Origin of the sequence: Microcoleus sp. w2-18bC1, assembly GCF_036700365.1 — a bacterium.
Classification (GTDB): Bacteria; Cyanobacteriota; Cyanobacteriia; order Cyanobacteriales; family Microcoleaceae; genus Microcoleus.
On the sequence record NZ_JAUBOS010000001.1, the window covers coordinates 98,129 to 119,863 of the forward strand.

Annotated in this window: 13 protein-coding genes; 1 reads left to right on the forward strand and 12 read right to left on the reverse strand. The window is 44.2% G+C overall.

Annotated elements, in window-relative coordinates:
* Positions 1-258: 258 nt before the first annotated feature.
* Positions 259-516 (reverse strand): hypothetical protein, encoded by a 258-nt coding sequence (locus tag QT979_RS00395; RefSeq protein WP_333209931.1) that lies wholly within the window; start codon positions 514-516, stop codon positions 259-261.
* 102 nt (positions 517-618) lie between these two features.
* Here QT979_RS00395 and QT979_RS00400 point away from each other — a divergent pair, with 102 nt between their 5' ends.
* Complete coding sequence (locus tag QT979_RS00400) at positions 619-3,204, forward strand: PAS domain S-box protein (protein WP_333307457.1); 2,586 nt, start codon at positions 619-621, stop codon at positions 3,202-3,204.
* Positions 3,205-3,297: 93 nt separating this feature from the next.
* Here the strand turns inward: QT979_RS00400 and QT979_RS00405 are convergent, their stop codons facing one another.
* From QT979_RS00405 to QT979_RS00455, 11 genes are all read right to left on the reverse strand, one after another.
* On the reverse strand, positions 3,298-3,759 hold the full coding sequence (locus QT979_RS00405) for a VOC family protein (RefSeq protein ID WP_333307460.1): 462 nt from the start codon (positions 3,757-3,759) through the stop codon (positions 3,298-3,300).
* Between the two features lie 497 nt (positions 3,760-4,256).
* Positions 4,257-4,742 carry a glutathione peroxidase gene (locus QT979_RS00410; protein WP_333157861.1) on the reverse strand — a complete coding sequence of 162 codons (486 nt, stop codon included), beginning with the start codon at positions 4,740-4,742 and terminating at the stop codon, positions 4,257-4,259.
* Between the two features lie 289 nt (positions 4,743-5,031).
* Entirely contained in the window at positions 5,032-5,925 is an 894-nt protein-coding gene (locus QT979_RS00415) for a DUF2382 domain-containing protein (protein ID WP_333307463.1), read from the reverse strand.
* Between the two features lie 222 nt (positions 5,926-6,147).
* Entirely contained in the window at positions 6,148-7,011 is an 864-nt protein-coding gene (locus tag QT979_RS00420) for a DUF2382 domain-containing protein (protein ID WP_333209941.1), read from the reverse strand.
* Between the two features lie 390 nt (positions 7,012-7,401).
* Positions 7,402-7,917, reverse strand: coding sequence for a DUF1499 domain-containing protein (locus QT979_RS00425; protein WP_333230378.1), 516 nt, complete (start codon positions 7,915-7,917; stop codon positions 7,402-7,404).
* Positions 7,918-8,105: 188 nt separating this feature from the next.
* Entirely contained in the window at positions 8,106-9,764 is a 1,659-nt protein-coding gene (locus tag QT979_RS00430; RefSeq protein ID WP_333307466.1) for an adenylate/guanylate cyclase domain-containing protein, read from the reverse strand.
* Positions 9,739-12,297: a response regulator gene (locus QT979_RS00435; RefSeq protein ID WP_333307469.1), complete on the reverse strand. Its 2,559-nt coding sequence runs from the start codon at positions 12,295-12,297 to the stop codon at positions 9,739-9,741. The genes QT979_RS00430 and QT979_RS00435 overlap by 26 nt, the downstream gene beginning before the upstream one ends.
* Positions 12,294-12,686, reverse strand: coding sequence for a response regulator (locus QT979_RS00440; RefSeq protein WP_333209949.1), 393 nt, complete (start codon positions 12,684-12,686; stop codon positions 12,294-12,296). The genes QT979_RS00435 and QT979_RS00440 overlap by 4 nt, the downstream gene beginning before the upstream one ends.
* Positions 12,687-12,896: 210 nt before the next feature.
* Positions 12,897-14,321, reverse strand: coding sequence for a response regulator (locus QT979_RS00445; protein WP_333307472.1), 1,425 nt, complete (start codon positions 14,319-14,321; stop codon positions 12,897-12,899).
* 7 nt (positions 14,322-14,328) lie between these two features.
* Positions 14,329-18,273, reverse strand: a complete 3,945-nt coding sequence (locus tag QT979_RS00450; RefSeq protein ID WP_445304749.1) for a PAS domain S-box protein — start codon at positions 18,271-18,273, stop codon at positions 14,329-14,331.
* A gap of 450 nt (positions 18,274-18,723) precedes the next feature.
* Entirely contained in the window at positions 18,724-21,465 is a 2,742-nt protein-coding gene (locus QT979_RS00455; RefSeq protein WP_333344756.1) for a family 10 glycosylhydrolase, read from the reverse strand.
* Between the last annotated feature and the right edge of the window lie 270 nt (positions 21,466-21,735).

Below are 21,735 nucleotides of genomic sequence, written 5' to 3' on the forward strand. Positions count from 1 at the left end.
GGGGTTGCTTCCAGAAAGGCAATTTGGTAAAAGTAATGCTATGGTCGCGAAGCAGTAGAAGGCAAAATTTAACAGGAAATCAGGAAGTTTCAAAAGTCTCTGGACGCAGAAACACAATTCTGCTTTTTGCCTTCATACTGCTTCTACGGGCGAGATAGCACTGCTGCTGAAAGCAATGCACAATTTCTCAGAATCAAAGGAGTGCATCTACATGATTAAACCTTGCAGTCAACCGCTAAAAATAAACCCTTTTACCTGTTATCGCGATCCGGCTACAGGCAGGTGGACTACTGTAGTTACAAGTGTTCCAAACACTGGCGCAACAGACTCTAGTTTCAAAGCAGAAGCCGAAGGCGAAAACGAAGGTAAAGCAGGAACGATCCTTTCTGCTTCGCCTGCTGTCTCGGTGTCGAAAAAAGTCCTTTCTTTCTCCCTGCCTCCGTTTAAACACCGTGCCAAAAAATCTGCTGTTAGTGTCAGCAGGTAGCTATCGCAGGGGTCTAATCTAGTTTCCACGGTTAGTCCCCGGCGATCGTCAAACCAAACAAAACAAACTTATCCATAGCCTAAACTGCCAAAAAGCGATATACTGGCAGCAAACTTTCTCCTGCAATATCCGTGAAGTATTTGCTCGATCGCTGCCTCCACTTTGTATGGACAGACCGACCAATTCGCCAGCGGGGAACAATCATCGTTGCTATCCCCATTATTTTTCTGTTTGCTTCCCTGCTGGCAATTGCAGCCCTCCGAGAGATTACCATACAGATAAGAGAGCGAGGAGATACTAATAGGGCAATACTTCAGGAAACTAACCGCTTGTTAACCCTTGTGGTGGATGCGGAAACGGGCATTCGAGGTTACGGCTTGACGAAGCGCCCCGCATTTCTCTCACCCTACTTAGAAGCCAAGAAGAGTTTGCCTCCGCTGCTGGCTAAACTCAAGGTTATGGTTCAAGAAAACAAACTGCAAGCTCAGCGATTTGAAGATATAAAAAAAAGTACCGAACAGCATATAAATTTCTTGCAAAACACTTTGAATAAGCTCGACAGTTCGGCAACAAGCCTGCAGTCGCCGGAAATAATTGAGGTGTTCACTCAAGGCAAATTGAGGAGGGATAACCTGCGTGCAAAAATTAATGTGTTTGCTAATGCCGGCGAAGCCTACCAGAAAGCTCTAGATGAGCAAAGACGGGGTTTGATAGATTTCACTAATTTTGTGCAAGTTGCTGGTTTGCTTTTCGGCTGTTTGGGCGCAGGGGCTTCCTGGTATTTATTTGATGCTTTAGAGAAGGAGTTGAGGAAGCGGGAAGCAGGCTTGGAAGAAAGTACAAGTCGCATTCAAGCTGTGGTAGACAATGCGGCTGACGGGATTATCACTTTGGACGCAGGGGGAAATATTGAGTCTTTTAATAAGGCAGCAGAAAAGATTTTTGGCGAGAAAGCCGATCGAATAATTGGCTCTAACTTGCGGCGACTGATAGCTCAACCGCAGCCTTACAGCACCGTGGGGGATTATTCGATCGAATATTTTGTGTTACATCCAGATACTCCGCTGAAGACTTACCAGCAAGAAACAGTTGGAATTCGCCACGATGGAACTAAGTTTCCGATGGAGTTAGCTATCAGCGAAATGCGTCTGGCAAATCAACATTTGTTTATTGCGATATGCCGCGATGCCAGAGGACGAAAACAAGCCGAGGAAACTCTGCGAAAGCAAGCGCAAATGCTGGATTTGGCCAACGATACGATCGCGGTACTAGACTTGAATGGGGCGATTTCTTATTGGAATTTGGGGGCGAAGTGGCTCTACGGCTGGCGGAAGTCGCAAGCAGTAGGAAAAAACATTCACAAGCTTTTACAAACAGAATGGGCCCAACCTTTTGAGGTAATTCAAAAAGTATTTTTCGAGAAGGGTTCTTGGCAAGGAGAACTGATGCGAACTAAGAAAGACGGGACAAAAATAACGGTGGCAAGCCGATGGACGTTGCAGTACGACGATCAAGATCAACCGGTTGCTATTTTGGAAATCAGCAACGATATTAGCGATCGCAAACGCTCAGAAATTGCTTTAGCCCAAAGCGCCCAGCGGTTTCGCGCTACTTTTGAGCAGGCGGCAGTCGGCATGGTGCAAGCGAGTGTGGAAGGTAAATTTCTGTTAGTCAATCAAAAACTTTGCGATATTTTGGGCTACAGCCGCCCAGAATTGCTGGAGAAAAAATTTCAGGATATTACTTGGCATGGAGATTTGGCAAGTGAACTGGAACTTGTGCGCCAATTGTTAGCAGGAGAAATTGAAAATTTCTCTCTGGAAAAGCGCTACATCCGCAAAGACGGAGAGTTGGTGTGGGCAAACTTGACGGTTTCGCTGCTGCGAGAACAAAATGGCACTCAATTTCTGATGAGTGTGGTTGAAGATATTAGGGATCGCAAACAAGCGCAGGAATCGCTGCGGTTGCGCGCTCAAGAATTGAGGTTAACAGCTCAAAATCTGGCTCAAACGACAAATGTTTTAAGAAAGCGGAATCAAGAATTAGACCAGTTTGCTTATGTAGTTTCTCACGATTTGAAAGCGCCACTCAGGGCGATCGCCAATCTCAGCAGTTGGATAGAAGAAGACCTCAGCGAGTCGATGACAGAGGATACTCTGCACCAAATGAACCTGCTGCGTGGCAGAGTTCACAGGATGGAAGGTTTGATTGAGGGACTGCTGCAATATTCCCGCGTCGGACGAATTCAAGTGCCTTCAGAAATGGTAAAAGTTGAGAATTTATTAGCCGAAATAATTGATTCGTTGGCGCCACCCTCTGGATTTGAGGTGAAAGTTGAACCGGGAATGCCAACTTTTGTGACAGAAATATTGCTGTTGCAACAGGTTTTTTCTAATTTAATTAGCAACGCAATTAAACACAACCGAGCTGAATCGGGTCACGTAAAAATCTCGGTTAAAGAGTTAGATGATTTTTACGAATTTTCTGTAGAGGACGACGGGCCGGGAATTGATCCTCAATATCACGATAAAGTTTTTGTAATTTTTCAGACCTTGGAAGCTCGTGATAAAGTTGAAAATACTGGGATTGGTTTGTCGCTGGTGAAAAAAATTGTCGAAGGTCAAGGGGGCACTATTTCCCTAGAATCTGCCGAAGGTGAGGGATCAACTTTTCGGTTTACTTGGCCGAAGCAACCTATTAGCCAAGACGGAAAATAAAACAACTCTAAAGGTAGGATGTTTACGGATTACCGCAATCCAAAAAGTAAATGTAGGGTGTACCCGGACTACAGAGAACCCGATAGCGACTGTTTAAACTGCATCACAACGGATTTCGATGATAAATCCATCAGGATCGTAAAAGTAAATGCCGCGTCCTGTAGCGCGAGTGACGGGGCCGCTATCGATCGCAATTTGATTAGACTTTAGCACTTCCAGAGCGCGATCGAACAAAGCCGGATTGATGTCGAAGGCTAAGTGGTTGGCGCGGGTAAAAGCTTTCTCCGGGTCTGGGTTTGGCGGTTCCAAGTCTGGCTGCCAAAATAAGTCAATAACAGTACCGTCTGGGGTAACGAAATTAGCGACTTTACCAGCGGCTACCATTTCTGTTAAAGTTGCGGGAATTTCTGTGCCTGTTAGTTCGTGCAGGCCGAGAATTGTACCGTAGAAGTGGCGGGAAGCTTTCATGTCGCGCACGTTTAAAGCGATATGGTGAACGCGGCGCAAATTCCCCGGCGCGAGGACAATTTTGACGTTGTTTTCGGTAGTTTGCATGATTGTCATCAATTGCGAATGTTCAAATTGAAAGCAGTTTTATTTATTCAGATGGTCTGCTGTAAAATAAGCATTTTCAGTGGGTAGTCAGGAGTGGAAGCCTCCGATTTCTACTATGAGGACTGAAGTCCTCACTACCAACACTTTTATTCGGGTCGTGCGATCGCACATACTATCCATTAGTATTATTTTTCTTTGGGAAACGATGCCATGCCTACAAATAGCATGGTCAGACCACCTGCCAGAATGGCGAAGGCAAGTACACCTACAACTAAATCTAATCCCGATGTATTTTCCATTAAATTAAACAGTTCTCCAATTAAATACAATCATCGGTATTTGTTCATGGTTTAGTGCTTGCACACAAGGGGGAAAAGCAGAAGAAAAAAATAGCTTTCAACTGATTGGAAAAAAAGCCTATTAATTCCTTCCCTCTTCCCTAAACATCCATCCGTTAAATCAGTTAAATCCTGTACACTGCTTAGTTGCCGAACTTCTTATTTCGCCAATTCTCGATCGATAGCAGCGATTAGTTCTGGCGAATCGGGGCCAACACTGCTGCGGAATCTGGCAACCACTTCACCCTGTTTGCTAACTAAGAATTTCTCAAAATTCCAGGAAACCTCACCCTTGGGATCGACTGCACTCGTAAGCTTAGCGTACAGCGGGTGTTGCTGAGTGCCTTTAGCGCGTACTTTGTCAAATAATTCAAAGGTTACGCCGTACTTGGTAGTACAGAAATTGACGATTTCTGGATTACTTCCGGGTTCTTGACCTCCGAAGTCGTTGCAGGGAAATCCTAAAACACGGAGTCCAGCCGCGCTGTACTTCTTGCTCAATTCTTCGAGCCCTTTGTATTGAGGTGTATAGCCACATTTGGAAGCTACATTAACTATCAAGAGTACCTTGCCAGCGTACTCTCCTAGCTGCTTGTCTTCGCCTGCGATCGTTTTTACTTTAATGTCGGAGATTGTGCTGGGCATTTTCAAATACTTTTAAATTTGACCACCACAATTTTACCGCAAGTCGCTACCATTTTGTCTAGAGGTCGATCGCTAAAAATTTAAATAGCCCGGTCGGGGCGGGTTGACGGATATCAGGCTTATATTATAGATATTGGTGAACCCGCCTCTACCAAAATCACGATTAATTTACCGAACATGATCTTAGTAGACGGCGGTGAACTTTCCCACAGCATCTATCGGCAAAGTCAGCCATTAGATTTAAGTTTCTCGCTAATAGCTAAAATCTACACCAAAAAGAACGAATATTTTAACTCTCTGAATGGTGTTCCGTCATCCATTTTTGGTAAGTATCCTCAAGTTGCTTGTCTTCGAGAACGAGTTCTAGGCGAACTTTGACGCAACCGTGACGAGGTTGAGAGGCGATCGAATTTAAGATTTTGCTAGCTTTCTGCACAGAGGTAAATTCTGCCTTAACTGTTGGTTCATGGCGATCGCTCTTAACCTCCGTCAAATCTATACCGGTGATGTTTCCCTCGCCTAAATCTATTTCGGCCAACACCTTCGGATCGTCGCCGACTTGTTCGACAATCAGCTTTTCCCACTGGATGGGTACTTGTACCATCCGAGTTTCAATTTCTTTACGCACTATGACTTCGCCGACTTTCCGCTTGCTGCGATTGATCACCAATCGTTCTTCTAGCAGGCGAATTACTTCTTGATCAACAATATCGAAGTTTTCCTCATCCTCATCTGTCTCCAAATTTGGATCTGTGAGCTCGGCATCTGTTAGATTTGACATATCTGTTGAGGGATTGGTTAACTCACTGTTGCTAAATTCACTATGCGTTCCAGAGGCATTTTCTAAATACGGAGGCTCGCCATTAGCCGACACGAACGGCAGCAAATCGATTTGACCCGAATTAATAGTTACAAACAGCGCTTTTTGATGATAATCTACTTTTTTGAGCAGCTTAATACTTAATAAAAAAGTGCGGGTATTTTCGCTGCCTAGCCCGGCAACCACAAAGTTTAACTGACCGTTAGCATCAAAATAGACATCTTTAACTTTGCCGACCAAGTGACCTTGGTTGTCTTTGACGGTAAAACTTTTTAGCTTCGTTCTGACTTTTTCAGGAACCTGGTTGAGACGGGTTATTGATTTGGCAGTTGCTATCTTTTCTGCTGATGCTTGACCGTTCATTTTTTAAACTTTCCTGCTTAGGGATTTTTATTATCAATTGGTAAGGGGAAATTGGTAAAGGCGGGGAAAGTGGATAAACGTTGCCAAAACTAGACAAGTTTTGTACCCCCCCCCGCCGCTCACATAGGAATTGCGCGATCGCTACCAATCCAATCAAACCTGCGCGGTGACAGAATTATGTCATTAAGGCGCAATTCCTATGCAATAGCTGTTGCGGTTGGTTTAGATCTTTGGATTTTTATTATCTACAACCGCAGTTCCATCAGTTTGAACGTCTAATTCTTCACGACGCAAGGTTTCTTCGCCCTCAACCGTGCTGCGAACAACTTCTTTTCTGACGTTGACTTCTTCCCGGACGAAAGCTTCCTTATGGATGTCGGCCGTTTCTTCGTAGACTTCCATGCGTGCAACTTCCCCTGATTGGAAGTCAGCCTCACCGACTGAAACTACTCGACCTGCTTCTACCGGGGTTACTCGATCAATTACGACTCGTTCTTTTTCAATTGGTACTGAAGCTCGCGCTGTTTCAGTTTCCACGCGCTTGCCAACTGCTACTTCGCCTGTTTTTGCGCGGTGTTTGTTGGCAATCAAGCGTTCTTCATAAAGCTTGAGATTTTGGTGCTGCTGTTCGTTGGTTTCGTAGAGGGGGCGGTCGATATCGTAGTTGTAGCTGCTGCGATCGTAGCTAGCAGGAGTTGCAGTGCTTGCAGCGGCGGCAGTTCCTTGATTGCGGTAGACGCCTCTTACCTGTTCTTCGCGATCGTAATCTACTGCTTCTAATTCATTGTAAGCCGGCAATTGTTCTGCTTGAGCTTTGTTGCGAAGACCTGTGGCGTGGACGCGACGGGCTCCATAGTCGAAGCGAGCCGAGCCGATTGGCAACAATACTTTTTTGCCAAAAATCCAAATACCGGTGTCAATTACCAGATAGCGGAAACGACCAGTGTCATCAACCAAAGCGTCATAGACCGTGCCTACTTTTTCATCAGAATCGCCAGCATAAACATCAAATCCCTTGATGTCGTCTCCAGCAAATATCTCTTCCTGATAGTTAGGATAAAATTCTGCTAATCTTTGAAGTGCCATGTTTTTTTTCCTCTTTGCTCTACTTAAGTTAATAGTAGAAATTAATTCGCTAACTTCCCTCTCCCTAAAGTCAGAAGTGTATAATTTAGGTTGTTTAATACTATAGGAATACTACGGCATCTCTGCTTCTATGCTAGCGCACTCAGCTATTTTAAAGATTGTAAAACTCTACAATCGTCAATCTTATAACAAGTATTAAAACTCAAAGCCAACCGTAAGGATACTGCCTTGCTGGGTCCTACTACCCTTGCAGGATACTCCTTTGCATTGTGCCTACTGTTAATAATTGTTAACTATGTGGTGAAAAATCAGCATTACATAGTATTACCAAAAGATCAAAGCCCCTCATCTTGCACGAGAGGGGCTTCAGGAAAGCTAGAAATTTTAAGTTCAAAGTTGATTGAATTGAGTTCTGATAGCTTCTATCCGACTGCGGTTAACTCCCAAATCCGACTGTCCCAGACGGGAAGCCGATCGCACATGAATGACTTTTGCTCCATCATCTACCAAAAATTCAACGTCATCAACAAACCCCATCAAAGCACTGGTGAACTCCGCATAGAGGTAATTATCAGTTGCCGTGATAATTTTAGTTTTTCCATAGGAGTCGATTACCCCTTTTAGCTTTACCATCGCTTCACTCTGGGACGAAGTGTAAGCCAAAGGCTCAATTTTGTGTTCGGCATCTTGACTGAAGCTGCTGACGCAGTTGGGGGAACTCGGGCACGCTGCGAGTTTTCCTGACTGAATCCCGATATTGGCAGGTCTTGTTCCAGCAAACATTGTTTTTTCTCCGGGTATAGCGATAAAAGTAGCGATCGACAGTACCGCTACTGCTAGCAGTGATATTAAAATAACTAGGACTCTTTTCAACGCTGTCGGCGATTTTGTTTCAACTGTTTGCAAAGGATTAGCCCTCCAGAAAGTGCAAGTTGGATATAATACCAAATCCGGCTTAAATACCCCCTTTATTTCTTAGTCTGCTAAGGCAGACTTCGTTTGTCTAGTAGCGGTTTCAACCGCCGAATCATAAAGGGTATGGCAAACCCAGATTTGGTCTCCTTTTCATATTAATTGAAATTGACCTCTAAAATTTAAAAAGATTTTTTTTGTTCTTCAATTAACCAGTAAGTCAGCATTCTTCCTTTACCTTTAACCGGGATATGACCCCGTTCTTCCAAAACAAACTGCTCTTTCAAACGCTCATAAGTCGCAGCCGTCACTTGAATTTTACCCGGCAATCCGTTCGACTCCATCCGCGAAGCTACATTAACAGTATCCCCCCACAAATCATAGCTAAATTTACTAATCCCAATAATTCCAGCCACCACCGAACCGCTGTGAATTCCGAGCCTCAATTGAAAATTTTCTCCCATTTTGGCATTAAATCTCCTCAAAGCTGCCTGCATCTCCAAAGCTAAAAGTGCGATCGCCTCAGAGTGATCCTCCCGCGGCGTCGGCAAACCCCCAACCACCATGTAAGCATCCCCAATCGTCTTAATCTTTTCCAACCCGTGCAATTCAGACAACCTATCGAACTCCGAGAAAATCCCGTTCAAAATTTCTACCAACTGCGTCGGACTTTTGTGAGCCGAAAACTCTGTAAAACCCACCAAATCAGCAAACAAGACGCTCACATCATCAAAATGATCCGCTATCAACTTTTGCTCTTTTTGTAAGCGATCTGCAATAGGTTTCGGTAAAATATTGAGAAGCAATTTCTCGGTTTGTTCTTGCTGCACTTTCAGCGCTGCTTCAGCTTGTTTCCGCTGAATCAGTGAACCTAGCTGCGTAGCAACCGCACTCACTAATTCCAACAAGCGAGGCTGACATTTCAGAACTTTTTCGCGATAAAAAATCAAAATAGCTAACACTTGATTGTCCGCCAAAATTGGCACCCCAAAAGCCGCTTTCAATCCCACACTCACCGCAATTTCCGCTCGTAAAAAAACTTGTTCCGGTGCAGTAGAAACATCATCGATCCATTCAGAGTGCTGCGACTGCCAAATCCTACCTGGGAGTCCCACACCGGGAGCAAAAATCAACTGCCAACTTGTTTGTCGGAATTCGGCAAAACTGGAGTCGCTGACGTACCTGCCTGTCGCGCATTTTAAAAAGCCCTCACTGCAAGGAATCCAAGCTTCGCCCAGATTCCATTCAATAGTTTGGCAAATTAAACCTAAAATCACATCTATAGCCGACTCAAAATCCTCAGATTTGCTAATAGCTTGAGTTGCCTGCAGCAGCAATCTTGTTTCCATTTCCACCTGGTGGCGTTCAGCTATTTCCTGGTGCAACTGGATATTTTGAGCAGTCAATTTTTGATTTTTTTCTTGCAATTGCATTTGCAATGAACGCACAGTAAGTTGATTGCTCACTCGCGCCAAGACTTCTTTCACCTGAAAAGGTTTGGTGATATAATCGGCTCCGCCCACTTCAAAAGCTTGTGCTTTATTTATTCCTTCTTCTAGCGCGCTGAGAAAAATTATGGGAATTTCCCTAAATTGCGATTGTGCTTTTAATTTTTTACATAGTTCGTAGCCGTCAATATCAGGCATCATAATATCGAGCAGAATCAAATCGGGGGGGCTAGATTGAATTGCATCTAACGCCGAAAAACCATTAGTAACGGGTCGAACTTTATAGCCATTTTTTTGCAAAATTCTAATCAACAAACGCAGATTATCTGGCGTATCGTCAACTACTAAAATATCTGCTTGATAGTTTTCAGTTTGTTCCGCCTTGATCTGCATTATCTGATTCCTCCGCCTCGGCAATTAAATTGAGAATTTTCTGGTAATCAAAATTATCGAGATGACCCTGGAGGATTTCCGCTAATTCAGGATGAGGCTCCCTTATTTCGTCGATTGTCCTGACAATTAAGTCAAAATCAGCACTGCGGATTACCTGCTTTATGTTGTCTATCCATTGTGCCGGAAGTGTAGGTAAATAAGCAAGCGCAGCATTAGGGAGGGAGCCAGATAAATTATTTCGATCGCCTATTGAGATAAAGTCCGTTGAGTTAGAGTACAGATACTTAACCCCCAAATGTTTGGTCAGGGTATCAAATATATCTGTTTTGCGGAAAGGTTTGCTAATAAAATCGTCGCAGCCGACCAGTAAAGCAAACGCTTGCCTTCCTTCAATTGTACTAGCTGTCAAAGCAATAATCTTCGGAATCGGGGAGTCGAGATGGGAAATATTCATTTCCTCCTCTTGCTCTCTCTGCTTGATTCTCGCCTTAATTTGTTTAGTAGCTTCGTAGCCGTCCATCACTGGCATTCGCACATCCATCAAAATTAAATGCGGATGCCAATTTTCCCACATTTCTATTGCTTCCTGACCGTTGGTGGCTTGTTCCAGCGCGAAACCCAAAGGAGAAAGCATTTTGACTAAAAGTTGGCGGTTGTCTTCGCGATCGTCCACAATTAAAACCCGGTAGCACGGTTGATTGGGTTCCAACCCACTAACTTCGCGGTTAAGTTCCGGATCGGGAATCTCACCAACATCAACTGCACTCACTGGAATTTCAAATTTAAAAGTGGTGCCAAGTTCCAGTTGACTTTCTACGACAATTTCTCCTCCCATCAGGCGGACAAATTGACGGCTGATTTTCAATCCTAAACCCGTGCCTTTCTGAGTTTTTTGACCGGAAGCTGTTTGTACAAAAGCCTTAAAAATATTGCCCAATTCTTCGGGAGCAATGCCAAATCCTGTATCTTCAATTTCAAAGAGAAGGAAAAAACTAGGCACTGTTGAATCCTCAGCCTCATCGCTGCATTCAACCTTGGCAAAATCACTGCTAGTTCTCGAAAAATCCCGAATGCTTCTTGTAGTATCAAAGCAAGCTGTGGGACTATCCAATAAATCCAGAAATCCAGATTTATCTAACTTTATAACTCTTAAGATGATTTCGCCTGTTTGGGTAAACTTAATCGCATTACTCAGAAGATTAATCAGCACTTGCCGCAGTTTAATATCATCGGTTCGGACGTACTGAGGAACGTCAGCATCGCGCTGGAAACGCAACTGCAATTCTTCATTATGGACTCGCAGTTGAAACATATCTTGCAAATCGTCAAGCAAGCGGTAGAGGTCAAAGTTTTTCGGGTTGAGTGTCATCCGCCCCGCTTCGATTTTTGACAAGTCTAAGACTTCATTGATCAAGGTAAGCAAGTGTTCGCCACTACGGCGAATAATTCTCATATTTTCTCGGTTTTCTACAGTAAGATCCGGGCTGGGTTCCATGATTTGTGCAAAGCCGAGTATAGAATTGAGAGGGGTGCGTAACTCGTGGCTCATATTGGCAATAAACGTGCTTTTAGCTTTGTTTGCTGCTTCAGCAGCTAATGCGGCTTGTTGCAGTTGTTCTGTGCGTTCGTCAATTTGGGCTTCTAAGGTGTGGTGGTAATCTGCTAGTATTTTTTCGGCTTGTTTGCGATCGCTAATATCTTGAAAAGCTGCGATCGCATAAACAATATTTCCGGTAGGGTCAAAAATCGGCGTGGTATTGATCTCGATCGCAATTCTTTTGCCATCTTGACGGATTTCTACATCGTCAACCTTGACAGATTCTCCTTTCAGTGCACGCAAAATTGGCAGATTATCCGGCGGGTACAACTCATCAGTATTGGCAACATAAAGTTGATAAGTGGCAGCTAATTGTTCCGCAGTGCTTTCGGGGATAGTGTCTGCACCCAGCAAATCCCTCGCTGTCTGGTTGAAATAGGCGATCGAACCATCGGGATGATAAACAGATACCCCCACTGGTAAAGCTTCTAAAAATTGACTCAGGCGGCTTTCACTCGCAGACAGCGCCTCATTTACTAGCTTTAACTCCTCGTTTACTTCTTGGCGCTTATGAATTTCATCTGTTAACTTTTGATCTTGCAAATAACTGTGAACTGCTTCTACTACCGTTAATTTTAAGTCTTCATTTTGCCAAGGTTTAGGAATATAACGGTACAATTTAGCATACTTAATAGCATTACTCAGGGATTCCAAATCAGCTTGCCCCGTTAGCATAATGGTCAGCGTCTCCGGCGAGCTTTCGTGAATTCTTCTGAGCAGTTCATCCCCTTTAATATCCGGCATGATATAATCGGAAAGCACCAAAGCAATCTCGTATTCATCTGCCTGCAAATCTGCCAGCAACTCTAAAGCATCAGCCCCTCCTTCAGCGGTTTCAATTATACACCGATCGCCGATCGCCTTTTTCAGTTCAATTTTTAAACTGTTCAAAACATCAGGTTCATCATCAATACAAACAATCACAGGTTTTTTCATAACTTAGCCAGGCCAGATTTTATAGTCTCTATTAAGTCTTTGCTTTGCCAGGGTTTGTACAAACAACAGTATAAATCTGCTTCTTCTACTGCCCGCTGAACAGCCGCTGCATCCGCTTGTCCAGTCAACATCACTTTAATAATTTTAGGATATTTTTGGTGAACTTTAATTAAAAGTTCGTCACCTTTAATTCCCGGCATCAGCCAATCAGAAACAACCACAATCACCTGAGCTTTTTCTTGAAAGTCCTCCAGTAAACCTAAAGCTTCATCACCACTTTCAGCTAATTCATAAAAGTAATCATTTTTAAATTCTTTTTTGAGCTGAATCTTGAGAGTATTCAAAATATCCGGTTCATCATCAACGCAAAGAATTATAGGCTTATTCATCTTTTCCTCTCTGCTTAAATTTTAGTAGGTTTACCCACATGAGTTGCTTTTACATTATGGATTTCCGCCAAGTATGCAGGATATCTGTCTCCTATCTTATTTTAATAGGACTTCCGAAGATAAACCCGGTTTCTTGTAATAAATCTTGTGTTTGTCAGCGAGACAGCGATGACTGCCACCGCGAATTAGCCCCCTGCAAGTAAGTTTTGTTTAATAAATTGGCAGCGATACTGTAAAAGTTGTCTGCCCCGGTACAGAATCTACAGCAATTGTGCCTTGGTGTTTTTCCACAATTTTTCTTACAATATCCAATCCCAAACCGCTACCTTCGCCTGCAGATTTAGTTGTAAAAAACGGCTGAAAAATTTTGGAAATAACTTCTGAGGGAATACCTTTGCCGTTATCAGTAAACTTGAGGAAAATAGTTGCCTCTTGCTGCCGAGTTTCAATAGTTAAAATACCTTTATAATCCATTGCTTGCAAGGCATTATGAACAAGATTCGTCCAAACTTGATTTAAGTCATCGGGATAGCACATAATGTCTGGTAAATCTCCATAATCTTTAACTACTTCTATACCGTGTTTCAGTTGATTTTGATAAAGAGTTAACACCGTTTCAATGCCATCGTGCAAGTTCGCCTGGACTTTTTCTGGTTGGCTATCAAAATGAGCGTAGGTTTTTAAGGCAAATACTACTTTCCCCGACTTCGCTGTCGCTCTTTGGATCAGGCTAATACTTTTTTTAAAGCTCGCAAACTGGTAAGCACTATTTAAAACTACTTCCCAATCCGGGGATTTAAAAAGTGGCAAGATATCTTCTATGTTTTCGTAGATTCCCATGTCTACTAAAGTATCCGCAATTTCCTCCGGGTTGTCAACATATTCTGCCATCAAATTCCCGGTCAACTGCTGCTTAAATTTCCGTTTCTCTCTGCTTGTAAATAAAACTTCTTGATGGGTTGCTCTGTACAGTAAAGCTAAAAAATAAGCTTTGCTTTCCTCCGAAAGTTGTTGATAAATTTCAGGAAATTTTTCTAAAAACTCTTCGGAAAAATTAGCTATATTATTAATAGAGGAACCTATAATGCCCAGGGGTGTATTGATTTCGTGGGCAATGCCGGCAATCAGTTGTCCCAGGGCTGCCATTTTTTCCGATTGAATCAAATGCTCTTGAGTGGCTTGCAGTTGGTGCAGTGCCGTTGCTAAATCTTGATTTTTTTCTTGCAAAGTTTGTTGCAGTGAACAAATTTTTAAATGAGTTTCTATCCGGGCTAAAACTTCTTCAACCTGAAACGGTTTAGTAATAAAGTCAACTCCGCCAACTGCAAAAGCTTTAACTTTATCCAGCACGTCATTGATCGCACTAATAAAAATAACAGGAATGTCTTTAGTTATTTCAGAAGCTTTGAGTTGCTGGCAAACTTGATAGCCGTCCATTTCCGGCATCATAATATCCAGCAGCACTAGATCCGGGGGTATTTTTTGAGATGCAGACAATGCTAGTTTGCCATTGGGAACCGGGCGAACTTGATAGCCTTTTTCGCTCAAAATTCCTGCCAGCAACCGCAGGTTTTCTGGCGTATCATCCACTACTAAAATATTAGCTCGATTGGTTTTAGGTGAAGTTGAAGTCATCGGGTATTTACTGTTTCTCACTGAGATCGATTATGTTCAAAACTCTGTCATATTCAAAATTATTAATGCAATCTTGAAGCTTGCCCGCAAGAGAGAGATTGACAGTGCCGATTTGTGCGATCGAAGTTGCGATCGCCTCCATGTCCACACTCAAAATATTTTGCTTGAATTGGGCTATCCAGTCTGGAGAAAGAGAGGCGAAAGCCTCCGGTGTCAGCACCTCTTGACTTGACTCCTCTACACCTGTGGCACTTACTGCGGTTGGATCTTCATAAATATAGCGTACTCCTAAATGTTTTCCCATTGCCACAAAAATGTCCTCCTCTCGGAATGGTTTCCGCATAAAATCATCGCAACCCGCCGAAAGAATCACCGCCCGTTCTTCCTCCAAAACGCTAGCAGTTAGGGCTACAATCGCCGTTGCTTGCCCGCCAGTTGTAGTTTTAATCTGTTTCGTTGCCTCATAGCCATCCATCACAGGCATTCTCATGTCCATCCAAATCAGATGCGGTTCCCACTCCATAAAAATATCAACCGCTTCTTTACCGTTATTCGCTTCTCTCAACTCAAATCCGAGTGGACTCAGAAGTTTTACTAAGAGTTGGCGGTTCAAAGGTTTGTCGTCCACAATTAGCAAGCGATAACTCGGCTGATTCGGTTCGAGGGCAACCACTCGACGTTGAGTTTTTTTGCTTTCAATATCAGCAGCTTCAACCAGATGAACTTGGATATCAAACTGAAATACTGCACCCTTTCCGATCTCGCTGCTAACAGTAATTTCACCTCCCATTAATTGCACGAACTGGCGGCTAATAGCTAAACCTAAACCCGTTCCTTCCTGAGAATCTTTACCTGTTTTCGTCTGCACGAATGCTTCAAACAACTGATGGATTTCCTCAGCAGCAATGCCTGCACCAGTATCTTGAACTTCAAAATGCAGCCAGTAGCGGCCGGGTAATTGGTCAGTGCTTTTTTTATGTATATTCCGCTTTCCCCCTTTGACTTGCACCGACACTCCCCCTTCTGAAGTAAATTTAATTGCATTATTTAGCAAATTAATTAAGACTTGCCGCAATTTAACTTCATCAGTACAAATGTAATGGGGAACTTCGGCGTCTCTGTCGAAGATTAACTGCAAACCTTTTTGCTCAGCTTTGAGAGCAAACATATCTTCTAAATCGTCGATTAGTTGGTACAAATCGAAGTTTTTCTCATTAATCGTCGTGCGTCCGGCTTCGATTTTTGACAAGTCTAAAACTTGGTTAATTAAAGCCAGTAAATGTTCACCACTCCGCAGGATAATTCCAACATCTTCTTGATTTTCTTGAGACAACGTTTTACTGCGAAGCATGACTTGAGCAAAGCCGATAACCGCGTTCAGGGGCGATCGCAATTCGTGGCTCATATTGGCGAGAAACGTACTCTTCGCTTTGTTTGCTGCTTCGGCAGCTTCTTTCGCCTGCTGCAGTTTGATTTCCGCTTGTTTGTTATCAGTAATGTCTTTAATAAAACCTTCGTAGTAAAGTAGATTTCCTGCTTCATCGCAGACAGCTCGACAATTTTCCGAAATCCAGATTATGCTGCCATCTTTGCGGTAGATTTCCGATTCAAAGTTTGATAGTATCCCGTACTCGTTCATCAGCGCTGCAAATTCGTCGCGGCGGTTCGGTTTCACGTAAAGCTGGTTATAGAAATTCGGCTGTGCTGCTATTAATTCCGCAGGCGAGTCGTAACCGTAGATGTTAGCTAAAGCGGGGTTAGCGCTGATATATTTCCCGTCAATAGCAGTTTGAAAAATTCCATTCAAAGCATTTTCATAAATGTTACGGTACTTTTCTTCTGCTTCCCGGAGGGCAGTTTCTGCTTTTTGGCGCTCGGTAATATCGCTAGAAATCGACAAAAAACAAGCTTCTCCGTCAATATCGATGGTTTCTATCGACAGCAGTGCTGTTCTTTCTGTACCATTTTTATTGCGAAACCTCAGCTCATAATTGTGAAGAGCCGTCTTGTTTTTTAACATTTGAATCATGCGATCGCGCTCTCCCAAACTCGCCCAAAAATTGAGTTCTACCGCTGTTTTGCCAATGATTTCTTCGTGACTGTACCCCATCATCCGACAAAAGCTCTCATTGGCTTCTATGTGGCGACCATCGCTGATTCTCGTCAGGGTAATCGCATTAGGACTTAAACGAAAAGCTTTAGAAAACTTTTCTTTTGCCTTGGCAAGATCGGCGGTACGTTCGGCCACTTGCACTGCTAAATTGTCGTTGTATTCCTTTAATACTTTCTCCGCTAGTTTGCGTTCCGTAATATCTTGAAAAGCACACATTCCATAGATAATATTTCCTTGGGCGTCGTAAATAGGAGTTCCCGAAATTTGCAGGGGGATAGTTTTGTCCGTCGAGGAGATTTCAATGTCATCAACAGTGACACTTTTGCCCTGCAAAGCATTTAACATTGGGTCGCGTTCCGCCGGATAAATTTCCTGAGTGCCAGCTAAATAAGCTCCGTAGGATTGGCGCCAATTTTCGGAATTTGTTGCCACAATTCCTTGACCTAAAAGCTGCTCTCCTATAGGATTAATGTAGTGAGGTTGACCGTTTGGCTCTGCAATAAAAATGCCTAGCGGTACTGCATTGAAAAATTGTTTGACTCGGTTTTCACTTTCCGAAAGAGAAGTAAATGAATGCTGCAATTGCTCGGCCATGCTGTTAAAAGAAGCGGCAAGTTCTCCGAGTTCGTCTTGGCGATTGAGAGTGAGCTTTGTCTCCCATTCATTCCGTGCCAAAGCTTTCGCCGCCGCATTCAATCTTAAAATCGGCCGCACCACCCATTTAGCAGTAAGAATCCCCAGAATTGTCGCCCCAATCAAAGCGGCAACCGACAGCAAAAAAGTCGTGCGCGTATTGGCGTTAATTTGTTCCATAAAGTCCGATTCTGGCACAACTACTACAATCAGCCAATCCAACCCTCGATCGTCTTTAAAAGGAGCTACCTGAATAAAATTTCGCTTGCCATCAACATCAAAAGTAAGTTGTTGAGAATTATTGATTTTAGCTAAGCTATCGTAGGATTTATCTAAATATTGTGCAGTTTGGCTAATTACCCGATTCTCGCTTTCTGAAGCTTTAATGCGCCTTGTTTCTTTACCTTCCACCACGAATTCTGGACTCGCCGTTGAAGTGGCAATTAACATCCCCGATCGCTCCATGACAAAAGTTTGTCCTGATTTTCCTATTTTTAGGCTAACCAGAAATTCTTTGATTCTGGAAAAGAGCAAATCGCTGCCAGCTACTCCTAACAATTTGCCAGCATCGTCGTAGATAGGCAAAGCAGCAGTAATTGCCAGTTCCCTGGTCAAAAAATCTGTATAAATTGGAGTCCAAATAGGTTTTTTTGCGGCAGCGGCAGCTAGGTACCAAGGACGAGTTCGCGGATTGTAAATATTGGGTGAAATTTGCACTAAGTGAACGCGATTTCCCTGAGAGTCGGCAGTATATCGAGCTAATTTATTGCCAGTAGAGCTGTCAGCAGCCGATATCAAAATCCCATCTTTAGTGCGAATTGCTCCAGAGTGTTCTCCATTTTCTTTGCCTGTGTAAATGATGCTGATAGAATCAAAATATTGAATTTGTTCGAGGAAATGATGTTCGAGTTTTGGCTTTTCTTCTAGGTTCAACTGCCCCAGTTTTATGCCTTGAACGTTCAGGTGATTGACAATGTGGGGAATTGACATATAATGTTCCATGCGGTCTTTGATACGATCGCTAATTTCTCCCCGCAACTGAGCGGCAACATCGTTGACTGCTCGCTGACCGTTTTGGAAAGATAGCCAACCTACAAGTCCTACCGTGCCGACAATTTGCACTAAAAAAGGAACCACAAGCACCGTTTGTAATGGAACTTTGCCGATAATTTTTGTAGCCAAACGATTGAGGGGTTTAGGAAACATATTCATCCTCAGAGGAATTGGGCATTGGGAATTGGGCATTGGTAATTGTTGGGAGTTTTGAGTGTAAATTATGTTCCCTTTGCCCTTCCTTTTCTCCTTATGCTGTAGTTTACTGACGACAGTACCGTCGATCAATTCATATCAAAATAGCGTATTTCTACTCAGAGTTTTTTCGTAACTACTGATACAGATCATTGGGCGCGATCGACCTAAGTCGAAATCATCTGATCTATTGCACCATTCTCAATTACTTATTTAGGAACAGGCTTTTCAGCCTGTTCGACAAGAGATGAATTTTATTGTGGAACAGGCAAGATTCCTGTTCCACAACAAGTACATTTTCTTGTGGCGTGGGCATCCTGCCCGCCCAGGGAAGGGTTATTGAGAATGGTGCAACATCTCAGTTTGAACAAACAGTAGCTAACAAGCACACACCCCAAAAATCTGTATTTATCTGCGATTCAACTCCATCCTTTCGCCGTAGCGTAAAAGCATATCCAAACTTTCCAAACGATTTTGCCAAGTTTGCACTTGATAGCTATTTTCCGCAGAATGCAAGCGCATCGAAGATTGAAATTGAGATTGAAAACTCCTTAACAATCTTTTAGTAGTTGCTAAACTTTCGGTAGAAGGATTTGCCGCCAACTTGCTCAAAGATTGCGCCAATTCATCCGCTCGACTTTGCAAAACTTTCAGTTCAGATTCGGACACCCGCAACTGATTGTTAGCCAATAAAAAACTCCATTCCTGCTTGAGAGCAGTATACCGCGAAGCCGCCGCCGCAAACGGCTGTCGGTAAGGAATCGGCTCCGCAGCAGAAGTGGAACGCACTGGGGTGCCTTGAGTGCGGTTAAAAAAGCCCTGCATCCCGCTGCTGATACTTTCCACCGCAAAAATAGCATAGCCCCCTGTCGGCAAATCGCGCAAAGCTTGGATTTGGTCGATCGCCACAACTTCCGGGAGAGTCAACAGCTTAACCGACGGAGAAATCAAAGCCGAACCTAGCATTTGTTCCTTTACCAGCGGTTCGGTGATACGCTGAAGTCGGTTCGTATCCAAAGCATAAGTCATCGGCACAATCAAATCTACAATGCCCTGACGAGCCCAAACTTCCCAATTTTGCTGAATTTTGTAAATCCGCTGACTTTCCGGGTGCGGAAACACTGCCACCGACAGAATTGTGCGCGGATAATTCTGCCGCAAAAGCTGAGAAACTTCAGCTACAAAACTATTAATTTGATTAGTTTTAAACTCAACCCACTGCCGCCACAAACTGCCATTCCTGGGGGAAATATTCACGGGATCAGCACCAGTCAACTGCCTAAATTGCTGCCTCGCAGCAATACCATAACCGTAAGTAAAATTTGCATTGTCATCTTGAAAAGGATAGCGAATATAGTCTAATTGCACCCCATCTACTTTGTAGTTATTGGCAATTTCGTTGACTATTTGTAGCAAATAATTCCGCGCTTCCGGGTTGGCAGGATCGAGATAAAATTTACCATCGTTAGGATTTTGCGTGCGTCCTTTATTGTCAATATTTGCCCACTGTGGATGGGCGGAAAGTACCGGGCCTGGATAAGAGCTAGGCTGGCCAATTAAAGTATTGTGGCGCTTATTTCCTGTGGCAAAAACCCAAACCCAAGCGTGCAGTTCCATGCCTCGATCGTGAGCTAATTTAACCGCAGATGCCAGCGGGTCCCAGCCAACAGTCAGGGGATTTTGTTGCGGTGCAACTTGACTGGGATAAATGGTATATCCGGCATTTAAAGTTTCAAAGAAAACGGTATTGATCCCGGCGGCGGCGAGCCGATCGAACACTGCAGCCAAACCCTGTTCCGATCGCGCTGCGACGATCGTCCCGCGATCGAGCCAAACCGCCCGAATTTCCGCCCCAACCCGCTGTCCTTCCTTCGGGTAATTTTCCCACAGCAACTGCCGCGCTTCCACCCACTGCGATCTCGCCTCCGCGTAGTTTTGCTGTTGCAGGAGTTGGTCAAAAGTTTGCAAAACCTGTCGCGCTTGGGCGATCGCCCGCACCCTGATCGCTTGCAGAACAGGGGGGCGGCTGGTTGTGGGGCCGCCTCCGCCCTGTTCTGCAGCCACCAGTTGAGGGGAGGTAGCAGCATTGAGATTGATGGCGGTATTGGCTGAATTAGATGCTGTCAGGGCGCTTTCAAACCGGCCGAGGAGGTTAGTGAGTTCTTGGCGCATCAAGTACGCTTCAATGCTGACGATCGGCTTATTGGAATTTGGCTGCACGTCCAAACCCGCCGACGCCGACTGATCCGAAGGGTCTGTAAAAGTTGCAGGTACTGGATCGGAAAGCGAGCCAGAGGGAGAAAGTCGGCTCAGCGGGGTAGTACGTGGCAAACTAGGGCTGTTTCTAGTGACTCTGGAGGGGGGAGTTGGCAGTGGGGTCGCGGCCGCAGTGGGCGGCGCTACAGGCCCAGAAGCGATTGTGCCTCCCCAGCGGGCGATCGAGGCTTGCAGCCAAGCCTTATCTACATTTGCCGAACCGTCGCTACCCCAGCGCCAGCCGAGATAGGTAGCGCGATCGGTGGCGATGGCTGCGGAGGAACCGGAACTATCTTTCCAAGTAGCAATAGTTTGACTGTTCGCATCAGCCGGAATTAAGACACCGCCTTGGACTGAGGCATTTTGTTGGACAGCGGGTATCCAATTGCTAGAAGCGGTGCAGGCGAGATCCCGACAGCGGCTGCGTGGTTGTGGCGTCGCTGGCTGGGTTAACGGAAAAGCCCAATAGGCCCCAAGGAGCGATCGCAAAGATTGGCGCACCAAGGCCGGGGAACTGCGGCCGACGGGGCCCGAAGCAATCAAGCGGCCACCCTGGGAGGCCCAAGCTTCTAAAACTTTAATTTGTGCCGGAGTCAAAGTTTCAATGTTGGGCAAAAACAGCACGTTAACGCCTGTTAAATCCGCCGTACTTTTGATTTCTTCGAGATTGATTGGTTTGTAAGCAATGCCGCTTTCCCAGAGGCGCGTGGTAATCTTTACCCAGTCGGGAGAATTCTCGGAACTGCGAACAACGCCCAGAACTACTTCTGCGAAACTCGGAGAGGGAAATAGGATGAAGAGATTGAGTAATGTACTCGCTATAGTTCCAATTAAGACTTTTTGCAAGAAAGTGAAAAAGCGAATTTTTTGAGCCTGGGAGCAGGCATCAGGCATTTGATCGGGCTTTTTGATTTGTTGCATCATAAAATAAGAGAATTACCCAGCGCACCGTTTCGGAAAATTTCAATAACAATTAAGATCGATCGATCCGCACCATACAATTTTCTATCCTGCCCTGCAACCTGAATCAGGAAAAAGTGCGATCGATCGATTTTAGATTTTAGATTTTAGATTTTGGATTTTGGATTTTAGATTTTGGATCTATTCCTCATGACTGTTGACAGTTGACTGTTGACAGTTGACTGTTGACAGTTGACTGTTGAC